We start from the raw sequence: 12,468 nt of genomic DNA, 5'->3' as shown, positions 1-12,468 counted from the left end.
TTTTATAATTTATAAGTTAAACCAAGTCCTGGCGCAAATGCGCTTGATTTATATGTTCCTCCAAATGGAACATTCTGCCCATTTTCTTCATAAAAATCGTAGGATGCATCAACCTCTTCAAACCTTAGATAAAAGAAAGAAGCGTCAATTGCTAACTTAGGAGTAATTGCAAAACTTACACCTCCTGAAAAACCTTGAGAATCGTTACGAGGTGTTTCTGGTGCAAAAAATCCAGATTGAACAGGAGATTCATCAATATAGTATCCTGCACGAAGTGAAATCTTAGAAGTTGCATCATATTGTAATCCAAAACGATATACCGATGAGTTCTTATAATTACGTGGATTAATAGAAGTTGCTCCATTACCAAACTGTAAATCTAAAGATTCATATACATCCCAGAACTGTCTGTTATAATCAAAAGCAAACAACCACTTATCATGGAACTGATAAGAAAGTCCTACTGTCAATTCCGCAGGCAATGGCAATTCTGCATTAAAAGTAGTAGTTCCATTTGCAGGAACACCAGGAGCAGTAGTAACAGGGAAATTAGAGAAAGTCGCCTCTCCTCCTTCTGCTTCAAGAATAATTTCACTACGATAACTAAATCCTAATCTAAAATTTTCTGTTGGGTTAAACATGGCACTTACACTCCAACCCCAATTATTAACTCCAGAATCATCTATAGTAATATTAGCACGATTTCCATCAATATCCGTAGTCGTTCTATTAGCATTTCTATTAAAATTCACAGAACCTGTAACAAAAATAGGTCCTCCCCCAATACTAAACTGGTCAGATAATTTAATAGAAACTACAGGTTGAATATAAATTGCAGCTAATTCAATATTATTTACTAAATGGGAACCAGCCCAATCTGTTGGCCAAGTTACCTCACTACCATAAGGAGTGTACACCCCAAGTCCTAGTGCCAACCAATCATTCACCTTATAAGATCCATATAAGTTAAGTGGAGTCCCAACAGAACTATCAGTTTCTGAAGAAATCCCAAGATCTGAATTTTGATAAATAACATCGGTAAAAATACCGCTCGCACCAGCACTTATATTCAGCTTATTTTCTAAATATACAAGACCAGCTGGATTAAAGAATACTAACTCCGCACTATTTACCACGGCAACACCTGTGTGCCCCATAGCCATAGCTCTCTGTCCTTGCACACTAACTCTATATCCACCGGCATATGTGACTAATGTCACTAAGGCGAATAGAACTAATAATAGTAGTTTTTTCATAATAAATTAAAATTGTTTTTGTTTTTATAAGAATAAAGCACCAAATTTAGTAGAAAATACCAATTATCCAACTAAATCATTAAAATATTATGCATACATAACATTTTTTGTTCAATTTTTGAGAAATTCCAACAAAGTCATTAAAAATTCTGAAGGGTTCTCGGCATGCAACCAATGTCCAGCGTTAGAAATCTCCCCTATTTTTGACTTAGGAAACTGTTTCTTTATAAGATCTATATCTTCGTCTATTATGTAATTAGATTTTTGTCCTCTCAGGAAAAGAGTATCGCCAGCGTACAAGTATTCTTCCGATAACGCAACCCCTATTTCAGAAGAATTACGAATCAAACTATTTAAATTCATGCGCAAACCTAGTCGACCTTTTTCTTTCCAAAACAGATTTTTCATTAAAAACATACGGACACCAGCATCTCTGACATAAAGCTCTAATGCTTTGTCAACATCTCCTCTACTTTTTAAAACTTCAAAATCTAAAGAATCCAATCCATCTAGGATATCCTGATGATGTAACGGATAATATTTCGGACCTATATCCGCTACCACCAATTTATCAACAATGTCAGGATACTTCGCAGCAAAAAGCATTGCCGTTTTACCACCCATAGAATGACCAAGCAACACTATATCCTCAAGCCCATGATCTCTACAATACTCCAACAGATCTAAAGCAAGAATTTCATAATTAAACTCATCACTATGTGGACTCCGCCCATGATTTCTCTGATCGATCAAATGTATTTGATAGCCTTGTTCAGATATCTTCTTAGCTAGGGTCTTCCAATTATCTCCCATACCAAGAAATCCATGTAATATTACAAACGGAGTACCTTCTCCAAAAACATTTGCATGTAACTTCATTATTTATTTGAGTTTATGTAGATACATATTTACCACATTTTCTAATCCAAGATATAGTGATTCACTTATCAGAGCATGTCCAATAGAAACCTCAAGCAAACCAGGAACATTTCCTTTAAAAAACTTGATATTATCCAGCGAAAGATCATGACCTGCATTCACACCTATATCAAGATCCATAGCAATCTTAGCACACTCCGCATATGAACTAATAACACTTTCATCTCCCTTTGTATACGCTGATGCAAAATCTTCAGTATATAATTCTATTCTATCAGCTCCCGTTTCTTTTGCACCTTCTACCATATTCTTTATTGGATCCACAAAAATCGAAGTTCGAATACCATTTCTTTTAAATTCTGATATAACTTCAGACAAAAAGCTCTTGTTTTTTATAGTATCCCAGCCTGCATTACTAGTTATAGCATCTATTGAATCTGGAACTAATGTTACTTGCGTAGGTACAATATCAGTAACCAATTCTATGAATTTTGGAATTGGATTCCCTTCAATATTATATTCTGTATGTACAATTGGTTTTAAATCATAAGCATCCTGATATCTTATATGTCTTTCATCAGGCCTAGGATGTATCGTAATACCTTCTGCCCCAAAATTCTGAACATCAGCAGCAACTTTGAGTAAATCTGGAGTATTACCTCCTCTAGAATTACGTAATGTTGCAATTTTATTGATATTAACACTTAACTTTGTCATAGTTTTTGATATAACTTTAATAAATAACAAAAATACGAACTTGAGAGTGCCTCGGTTACATATTTTTGATTAATTTGCACAAAAAGCCCCGGGAATATGAAGACAAGTTTATACATAGTAAATGAAATAGCGCCACTTGCCACTTCTGCTAAAGTTGTGGATGCACAATTATTATTTAATGAGCTTACGTATACTCATTTCCCTGTTTTGAATGACAAAACGTATGTAGGTTGTATTTCTGAAGCAGACGTTAGGTGTTTCGAAACTGAAAAAAAATTAGAATCCTATGTATACGCTTTGGAAGGTTTTTTTGTTAGAACTGATGCTAATTGGCTTGATATATTAGAATCATTCGCTCAAAACCACTCTAATATTATGCCTGTTCTTGATGATGCAAACAATTATCAAGGGTATTTTGAATTAAGAGACATCATGAATCTCTTTAACGAAACTCCATTTCTTAGTGAACCAGGCAATATTTTGATTGTAGAAAAAGGGGTTTTAGATTATTCTTTTAGTGAGGTTTCTCAAATTGTAGAATCTAACAACGCTAAATTACTTGGACTTTTCATTTCTAATATGGAAAATGATGTAATTCAGATTACGTTAAAAATAAATGACAGTGACATCAATAATATTGTACAAACCTTTAGAAGATATAGCTACAATATTGTTTCTAAACACCACGAAGATTCTTTCCTAAACAACCTTAAAGAAAGGTCTCAATATTTAGAAAAATACCTTAATATATAAATTAAGACATCGAGTAATAACTTAAACAAACTAAATTATAATGAAGATAGGTATTTACGGCCAGTTCTATCATGAAAAATCTGGGATATACATCCAACAATTACTCGAAGCTCTAGACAAAAATAATATCGAAGTAGTAATTGAAAAGAACTTTCTTGAGTTAATTGATCTTCATGATGATATTGACAAAAGTTACTCCCATTTTAGCACGTTCGAGGAATTAGACCATTCTTATGATCTTTTCTTTAGTATCGGTGGAGACGGAACGATATTAAGGACCATTACTTATGTAAGGGATTTAGGAATTCCAATTGCCGGTATTAATACGGGAAGATTAGGATTTTTAGCAACTATCCAAAAAGAAGAGATAAAAGATACTATTGATTTAATTCTAGATAAAAAATATTATATATCACCAAGAACGATTGTAACTATAGATACCGTTCCTCCTTCTAATAAATTCGGAGTGTTAAATTTTGCTATGAACGAAATTGCAGTCAGTAGAAGAAATACAACTTCTATGATTACTGTACACACAAGTCTTAATGATGAATTTTTAAATTCATATTGGGCTGACGGTTTAATTGTATCATCGCCTACAGGCTCCACAGGATATTCGCTTAGCTGCGGCGGTCCAGTCATGATGCCAGATGCAGAAAGTATGGTACTTACACCTATAGCTCCTCATAATCTTAATGCTCGGCCGTTAGTTATTCCTGATGACAAAGAAGTTAAACTACAGGTTTCTGGAAGAGAAGACACTTATCTCGTATCGTTAGATTCAAGAATACATACCTTACCAAATGAAACCACTGTTGTTATCAAAAAAGCTCCTTTTAAGATTAATATGGTAGTTTTAGAAGGTGATAGTTTCCTAAAAACATTGAGAAAAAAAATGCTTTGGGGTGAAGATAAACGTAATTAAACAATAAAATCTACTAAAAAGTGTTTTTTAATTCATACTATTTTACTCAAATTCTTGTGTAGTAAAGTTAATTGTTATATTTGCAAACTTTTGAAAATCTATGAGATACTTAGCATCCTTTGTATTAATTTTGTTTTTTGGACAAACTATCAACTGCCAAACCTATGAGGTTGGGCTAATGCTTGGTGGTTCTAACTATATTGGTGATGTAGGATCTTCCTATTATATAGCACCAAATGCGCTTGCTATTGGAGCAATTGGAAAATGGAATAGAAGTAAAAGACATGCTTTTAGAGCATCCTTTTTATACGCTAATCTAAAATCAAATGACGCTAACGGTGATGATAGAAGAGTCCAAAGAGGTTTCAGCTTTAATAATTCTGTAAAAGAATTTTCTTTAGGATTGGAATTTAATTTCTGGGATTGGTATCTATATGATTCTCAACCACAGTTTACTCCATACCTATATACAGGTTTAACCGGTTTCAATTATAGTGCAAAAGCAGTTGATCCTATCAATGGAAATCAGATTAGCTCCTACAGCGAAAGATGGAGCGCATCAATTCCTATGGTAGTTGGAATTAAGAAAACAATTGGAAGGCACTGGGTACTTGGTGCAGAAATTGGAGCAAGATATACATTCACTGATAATTTGGATGGTAGTGATCCAGACAGTGCATTTGGGACAGGATTTGGTAATTTGGATAATAATGATTGGTATGTATTTACTGGAATAACATTATCCTACACATGGGGAAGAATACCATGTTATTGTGCATTTTAAAATAATGATTAATAAAGAACAACTTAACTCTAACATTCCAGAACACGTAGCCATCATTATGGATGGTAACGGAAGATGGGCTAAAAAGAAAGGGCTTTTTAGAGCAGTAGGTCACGAAAATGGAACAAAAGCGGTTAGAGAAGCAGTAGAAGGGGCTGCCGAAATAGGTATTAAATATCTTACACTATATGCGTTTTCTACTGAAAATTGGAACAGACCAAAGTTAGAAGTAGAGACTTTAATGAAACTTTTAGTAAGTTCTTTAAAAAAAGAAATTAAAACGCTACAAAAAAACAACATCCGCTTAAATGCAATTGGAAATCTCCAATCTTTACCTCAAAAAGCAAGAAAAGAATTACTGGAAGTCATTGAAAAGACTAAGGACAACAAGCATATGACACTTTCATTAGCACTTAGTTATGGTAGCAGAGAAGAGCTAATAAAAACTATTCAAGATATAAGTATTAAAGTTAAAAATAATGTACTTTCGCCACATCTTATAAATGAAGCAGTCATTAATGAGCATTTGTATACCAAAACACTACCAGATGTAGATTTATTAATACGTACCAGTGGAGAACAACGTATTAGTAATTTCTTATTATGGCAAATTGCGTATGCAGAATTATATTTTACTGAAATATTATGGCCTGATTTTAAAAGAACAGATTTGTTTGAGGCCATTTTAAATTATCAACAAAGAGAGAGAAGATTTGGAAAAACTAGTGAGCAGCTTAGTTAAAAAGATGACAAAAAAATTACCTTTTACGTATTTAGCATTCATTGTAATCTTATTAAATACGGTATCAATTTCAGCACAAAATTTGCCTGGGACTTCAGGAAAAGAGTATATCATTGGCGATATAAAAGTTACAGGTATATCTACTTACAGTGAGAACACTATTATTACCTTCACAGGTCTTAAGAATGGTGAGCGAATTGCATTACCTGGAGACAAAATAAGTGCGGTAATAAAAAAATTATGGGATCTTGAATTATTTAGTGATATTAATTTTTACATCACGAAAGTTGAAGGAGAAAAAGCATTTCTTGAGATCAATATTCAAGAGGTTCCGGAATTAAATCAAGCAAGAATTGAGGGTGTTAGAAAACGTAAAGCTGAGGATTTAGTAAAAGACAATAGTCTTAATCCAGGAGCTAAAGTAACAGAAAACCTAATTACTACCACTCGAAATTTTATTACCAATAAATATCGTAAAGATGGTTTCCTTAATACAAAGGTTATTATTAACACTACTCCTGTAAAAGACACTATACCTACTAATAAAGTTAATATGTTGGTTCGCATAGATAAAGGCGATAGAGTAAAAGTTGATAAAATTAGAGTTGAAGGAAATGAGCAATTCTCTGATGGCAAGGTGAGAGCAGCGATGAAAAATACCAAGCAGAAAAAATTCTGGAGATTCTGGAAACGCTCAAAGTATATCAAAAATGACTATCAAGATGATAAAGAAAGTATCATTAGCAAGTATAAAGAAAAAGGATATAGAGATGCGCGAATTACTTCTGACTCCTTAATCGTAGAAGACGACAATAGTGTTTCTTTAAATCTTGCCATAGAAGAAGGGAACAAATATTATTTTGGAAATATTAATTTCCTAGGTAATAGCGTCTATACAGATAATCAGTTAGCAAGACAATTGGTAATTAAAAAAGGTGATGTCTATAATGGAGTTTTACTAGAGAAACAGATTGCAGACAATACCAAACCAGATGCAAATGACCTTACCAATCTATACCAGAACAATGGATACCTATTTTCTAACATTGATGCGGTAGAGACGAATGTAAAAAATGATACTATCGATTTTGAAATACGAATTCGAGAAGGAAAATTAGTTCACTTTGATCATATTACTGTAACTGGAAATGACAAAACAAATGATCATGTTGTTTATAGAATCTTAAGAACAAAACCTGGTCAGATTTATAGTAAAGATTTAGTTGTTAGAACAGTTAGAGAAATTGGACAATTAGGATTTTTCGATCCAGAACAATTAGAACCTCAGTTTCAAAATGCAGATCCTCAAGCAGGAACTATAGATATTAATTATCCAGTTGTTGAAAAAGGAGCTAGTCAAATTGAACTACAAGGTGGTTTTGGTGGTGGAGGTTTTGTTGGAACCTTAGGATTAGCCTTCAGCAACTTCTCAATTAGAAATATTTTTAACAAAGAAGCTTACAGCCCACTTCCTATGGGAGATGGACAAACCCTGCGGATAAGAGCACAGGCAAGTCAGTTTTTTCAAACCTATAGTTTATCTTTTGTAGAACCTTGGTTAGGAGGAAAAAGACCATTTCAGCTTTCTACTTCTTTTTCTCATACGATTCAATTCTTATTTAACAATAGAACTCGTGATGTAGATAGAGACAGTAAATTTTTGATTACTGGGGGATCCATCGGTATTGCAAAAAGATTAAACTGGCCTGATAATTATTTTACTTTATCCCAAGCAGTAAGTATACAGCATTATAATCTTAAAAACTACAACACACGTTTATTTACCTTTGGTGACGGTTCGTCTAACAATCTTGCCTACACTATAGGAATTAACAGAAATAACACTGCTGTAAATCCTATTTTTCCAACATCTGGATCAGAGTTTAATCTAATTGCTAAACTTTCATTACCATATTCTATATGGGACGGAACTGACTATGGTGAATTAGCTGAAGAAAGAAGTAATTTACTTGCAGAACAAGAAGACCTTGTAGTTAATGACCCTACAAACACTAGAATTGGAGAGATCAGTACGGAAATTGGAGAAATAGATCAAGAACGTTTTGACTGGCTAGAATACTATAAAATAAAGTTTGACGCTACTTGGTACACAACTTTAACTAAATTAGGTAAACAACCATTAGTATTAAAAACAAGAGCTGAATATGGTTTTCTTGGAGCATATAACAATAATCGAGGGAATATTCCTTTCGAAAGATTCTTTTTAGGTGGAGATGGTTTAGGTGCAACAGCACTTGACGGAAGAGAGGTTGTAGCCTTAAGAGGGTACCCTAATCAATCACTTATTCCACTAAGTAGAGCAAATGATCCAGATTTTGTTGAAGATGGGGCAACAATTTATAATAAATATTCGTTAGAACTTCGTTATCCAATTACTCTAAAACCATCAGCATCCATATATATGCTGGCGTTTTTAGAAGGAGGAGCTTCATATGATAGCTTTAGAGGATTCAATCCATTTCAATTAAATCGTTCTGCTGGAGCAGGTTTACGTATCTTTATGCCAGCCTTTGGATTGCTGGGTATTGATTTTGGGTACGGTTTTGACCCAATTCCAGGTACGACAGGAAATAATGGATGGGAGACTCACTTTATCATTGGACAACAATTTTAATTTTGGCACGATTATTTCTATAAACAAAACAGGATCATGAAAACAAAAGTTCTTTTAGTATTAGCAGCTATCCTTTGGTTATCTTTCTCCAATACAGCTGAAGCTCAAAAAGGTATAAGAGTCGGATATATCGATATGGATTATATTTTAGAAAATGTACCTGAATATAATGAAGCCTCTGCAGATTTGGAGACAAAAGTTCAGAAATGGAAAGTCGAAATTGAAGCTGAATTAAAAGAAGTTGAAGAAATGAGAAAAGACCTCAATAATGAGCGTGTTCTTCTCACTAAAGAATTAATCGAAGAAAGAGAAGAAGATATTTTCTTTAGAGAAAAAGAGATCCTAGAATATCAACAAAAGCGATTTGGTCCTAATGGCGATTTGTTTATTCAAAAGAAACGATTAGTGCAGCCAGTACAAGACCAAGTTTTTGTTGCAGTACAGGAAGTAGCAAAAAATAAAAAATATGATTTCATATTTGACAAATCGGCAGACTTAGTAATGCTTTATTCTGCTGACAGACACGACATAAGTGATCAAATATTATTAAGAATCAATAGAGCTTCTAAAAGAAAGCAAGTAAACAGTAAAAAAGAGAAGAAAGCATTAGAACGAGCTGAGAAAAGAAATTCTGAACAAGAAAAAGAAGTAACAGATAGAGAAAAGTCAACTTCTAAAAAACAAGCTGAGAGAGAAAAGCTATTAGCCGAAAGAAAAGCTGCAAGAGATTCTATCAGAGCAGCAAAGAAAAAAGAATTTGAAGCTAGAAGAGCTAAACTGTTAGAAGCGCAAAAAAGAAAAAAAGATTCTATAACAGCATTAAAAGAAAAATTGAAAAATGACTCTCAATCTGACGATGATGATAATAAAGATGGAGAAACTAACGATAATTAGAGAAATTAATTTTTAAATTTATAACACACTTAATATTATTAAAATGAAAAAGTTTAGAACCCTATTAGTAGCTTGTGCATTAATCCTTGGAGCATCAAGTTTCGTAAATGCACAATCCAAAGTAGCTCATATTGCATCACAAGAGCTTGTGGAGGCAATGCCTGCTTTTAAAGCTGCCAAGAGTGAAATTGAAAAACTAAACAAAACATACGAAGCTGAAATCAGAAATATGGTTTTGGAATTACAGAATACAATGAAAAAGTACCAGGCAGAAGCTCCTTCTAAGACAGAAGAAGAAAACGCTAAAAGAGCACAAGAAGTTCAGGCTACTGAAAAAAGTATCGGTGATTACAGACAAAATGCTTTACAAGATCTTCAGAAAAAAGAAATTGAATTGTTAAAGCCGATATATGAAAACGCTCGTGTTTCTATCCAGAAAGTTGCGAGAGCACAAGGATTTCAGTATGTATTAGATTCTACAACAGGAACAGGAGTTATCCTAGCTGATGGTAAAGATTTAATGGCAGATGTAAAAAAAGATTTAGGTATCTAAAAAATTACTTTTAGAACATAAAATAAAAAAAACAGTGAGTCCAAATACTCACTGTTTTTTTATTTTTGAGAAGTACATCATTATAAAAATGAAAAAACAAGCAATCGGTATTTTTGATTCAGGAATTGGAGGGACATCTATCTGGAAAGAAATTGCAATTGCGCTTCCGAATGAAGACACAATTTATTTAGCTGATAGTAAATTTGCCCCCTACGGAAAACGTAGTAAAGAAGAAATAATATCACTAAGTATTAAAAACACAAAAAAACTCTTAGAGTTAAATTGTAAAATAATTGTTGTGGCCTGTAACACCGCGACGACAAATGCTATAAAAACTCTTAGAAATCAATTCGATGTCCCATTTATTGGCATAGAACCGGCAATAAAACCTGCCGCTCTTAAAACAAAAACTAAAAAAATAGGCATCTTAGCCACTAAAGGCACCTTATCTAGCGAACTCTTTGCTACTACATCAGATTTATACACTAATAACACAGAAGTAATAGAAGTAATCGGAACAGGCTTAGTAGAACTCATTGAAGCTGGTAAAATCTATAGCGAAGAAATGCTTACCCTCTTATCTTCCTACATCCAACCTCTTGTAGAAAAAGACATAGATTACCTTGTATTAGGTTGTAGCCATTACCCCTATCTAATTCCGGTTTTAAAAAAGATTCTTCCTAAAAACATCATAATTATCGATTCTGGTGAGGCCGTAGCAAGACAAACTAAAGTTATTTTATCAAATAATGATTTATTAAACGAAAACGCTTCAGAAGGATCACATATATTCTTTACTAATGGAAGACTTTCGGTTCTTCAAAATATCCTTAAAAAAAGTAATATCTCAACAGACACTAATCAATTAGAGTTTTAAAAGTATCTTAATTAAAAAACTTCTTTTTAATAATTTTAGTTAAAAAAAGCGCATTTTGTTGATTTTTAACACTTCATATATTCATTGAGATTATTTTTTTGTTTAATTCGATAATCTATTAGTTGTTAAACACTTACAGCCAACAAGATATTAATAAACCTTTTTACCCCTATAGTAATTATGAAGAGGAGCATTATAGCGCTTTTTGGATTATTATTTTGCGCAAATACCATTATTGCTCAAAATGATGTCAAAATTGATGGAAGACTGAAACCACACTTAGATAAATTCTTTGAATATTGTAAAGAATACAATATTCAATATTATGATAAACTATTTAAACTTAAAAATATTGATATAGTCGATACTCTTACCGTCTCATCCAAAGGATCTACACTAGGTATGTTAACCAGAGATAAAAACAACAACGTAGAAAATATAATAATTAACTGGATTACAATGTTAGATCCAGAAATATTGAAAGTAGTTGCATTTCATGAATTTGCACATTATTTTCTGGAGTATCAAAAACATATTTGTGATGACTGCAACCAAATTATGGCTGTAGTAAATACTAGTTATTTCGATATTATAAAAGATTGGGATAATCAAGTAAAAACATTATTCTTAGATTCTCCTGCTTATAAAACAAGAAAAACGGTAGCATATATTGAACCCTACAACACCAAAAACACCATAGCTAATTGAGTCTATTTTACTTAAAGTAATCGAGTAACGTACCTTTTTTAGAAGAAGATACCATAAGCTCTTTTCCTGATGATAATTGGACACTACCTCCTTTACCCTTTTTATATTTTACTATAGTGTTTACATTAACCAAATAACTCTTATGGATTCTAACAAAACCATGTTCTTTTAAAGAATCCTCGAAATACTTCAATGTTTTGCTGACCAACTTTTGTCCTTGATTGAGAAATATCTTTGTATAATTATCATCGGCCTGACAATATAAAATTTCGGAAACTTTTAATACCTCAAAGCCATCTTGTTGTGGTATCGTAATCTTGCCATCAACTGTAGGAGATATTTTTGGAGTTAATACTTTATCTTGTAACTCCTTCTCACGTTCTTTTATATGACCAACATGATCTACGGCCTTTATTAGGTTATCAATTGCTATAGGTTTCAATAAATAATAAGTAGCTTGTGCATTTAAAGCATCTACAGCATAATGATCATAGGCAGTTACAAAAACAGTTTCGAATGTTCTATCTGGTACTTGCTCCAATAAATCAAAAGCATTTCCATAAGGCATTTCTACATCAAGAAATAACAAATCCGGATTATTAGATTCCAAAAGTTTCAATGTTTCCTGAACACTGGCTGCCTCTCCCAAAACCGTCACAGATGGGCAATATTTATTCAAATAATTTTTAAGAATCGCTCGGCTATTTGCCTCATCATCCACTACAATTGCTGTTAAATTCACAGT

The 12,468-nt window shown here is 32.9% G+C and carries 13 protein-coding genes; 9 read left to right on the top strand and 4 right to left on the bottom strand.

Annotated elements, in window-relative coordinates:
• Positions 1-2: 2 nt before the first annotated feature.
• From D1815_RS19655 to D1815_RS19645, 3 genes are all read right to left on the bottom strand, one after another.
• The gene (locus D1815_RS19655) at positions 3-1,256 is read right to left on the bottom strand and encodes an OmpP1/FadL family transporter (RefSeq protein WP_027393487.1); all 1,254 of its coding nucleotides are present in this window, start codon (positions 1,254-1,256) and stop codon (positions 3-5) included.
• A gap of 111 nt (positions 1,257-1,367) precedes the next feature.
• Complete coding sequence (locus D1815_RS19650) at positions 1,368-2,135, bottom strand: alpha/beta fold hydrolase (protein ID WP_118388974.1); 768 nt, start codon at positions 2,133-2,135, stop codon at positions 1,368-1,370.
• A gap of 3 nt (positions 2,136-2,138) precedes the next feature.
• Positions 2,139-2,852 carry a pyridoxine 5'-phosphate synthase gene (locus D1815_RS19645; protein WP_027393485.1) on the bottom strand — a complete coding sequence of 238 codons (714 nt, stop codon included), beginning with the start codon at positions 2,850-2,852 and terminating at the stop codon, positions 2,139-2,141.
• A 96-nt stretch (positions 2,853-2,948) separates the two neighbouring features.
• On the opposite strand from D1815_RS19645, the gene D1815_RS19640 reads away from it, so the two are divergent.
• The 9 genes from D1815_RS19640 (at position 2,949) to D1815_RS19600 (ending at position 11,723) form a co-directional block, all read left to right on the top strand.
• A complete protein-coding gene (locus D1815_RS19640; protein ID WP_027393484.1) occupies positions 2,949-3,605 on the top strand; it encodes a CBS domain-containing protein in 657 nt (218 codons plus the stop codon).
• A gap of 40 nt (positions 3,606-3,645) precedes the next feature.
• Positions 3,646-4,530 carry an NAD kinase gene (locus D1815_RS19635; RefSeq protein ID WP_027393483.1) on the top strand — a complete coding sequence of 295 codons (885 nt, stop codon included), beginning with the start codon at positions 3,646-3,648 and terminating at the stop codon, positions 4,528-4,530.
• A 100-nt stretch (positions 4,531-4,630) separates the two neighbouring features.
• On the top strand, positions 4,631-5,314 hold the full coding sequence (locus tag D1815_RS19630) for a DUF6089 family protein (protein WP_027393482.1): 684 nt from the start codon (positions 4,631-4,633) through the stop codon (positions 5,312-5,314).
• Between the two features lie 4 nt (positions 5,315-5,318).
• Positions 5,319-6,056 carry an isoprenyl transferase gene (locus tag D1815_RS19625; protein WP_027393481.1) on the top strand — a complete coding sequence of 246 codons (738 nt, stop codon included), beginning with the start codon at positions 5,319-5,321 and terminating at the stop codon, positions 6,054-6,056.
• Between the two features lie 4 nt (positions 6,057-6,060).
• Positions 6,061-8,691 (top strand): outer membrane protein assembly factor BamA, encoded by a 2,631-nt coding sequence (bamA, locus tag D1815_RS19620; RefSeq protein WP_118388973.1) that lies wholly within the window; start codon positions 6,061-6,063, stop codon positions 8,689-8,691.
• 36 nt (positions 8,692-8,727) lie between these two features.
• Complete coding sequence (locus D1815_RS19615; protein ID WP_027393479.1) at positions 8,728-9,585, top strand: OmpH family outer membrane protein; 858 nt, start codon at positions 8,728-8,730, stop codon at positions 9,583-9,585.
• 43 nt (positions 9,586-9,628) lie between these two features.
• Complete coding sequence (locus D1815_RS19610) at positions 9,629-10,138, top strand: OmpH family outer membrane protein (RefSeq protein ID WP_027393478.1); 510 nt, start codon at positions 9,629-9,631, stop codon at positions 10,136-10,138.
• A gap of 88 nt (positions 10,139-10,226) precedes the next feature.
• Complete coding sequence (gene murI, locus D1815_RS19605; RefSeq protein ID WP_027393477.1) at positions 10,227-11,015, top strand: glutamate racemase; 789 nt, start codon at positions 10,227-10,229, stop codon at positions 11,013-11,015.
• 180 nt (positions 11,016-11,195) lie between these two features.
• Positions 11,196-11,723: a hypothetical protein gene (locus D1815_RS19600; protein ID WP_027393476.1), complete on the top strand. Its 528-nt coding sequence runs from the start codon at positions 11,196-11,198 to the stop codon at positions 11,721-11,723.
• A gap of 7 nt (positions 11,724-11,730) precedes the next feature.
• On the opposite strand, the gene D1815_RS19595 is transcribed toward D1815_RS19600, so the two are convergent.
• Positions 11,731-12,465, bottom strand: coding sequence for a LytTR family DNA-binding domain-containing protein (locus tag D1815_RS19595; RefSeq protein WP_027393475.1), 735 nt, complete (start codon positions 12,463-12,465; stop codon positions 11,731-11,733).
• Positions 12,466-12,468 lie beyond the last annotated feature (3 nt).

The organism is Aquimarina sp. AD1 (assembly GCF_003443695.1).
Classification (GTDB): Bacteria; Bacteroidota; Bacteroidia; order Flavobacteriales; family Flavobacteriaceae; genus Aquimarina; species Aquimarina latercula.
Note: the sequence above shows the minus strand (reverse complement) of the source record. Positions and strands in the feature narration are given on the sequence as shown.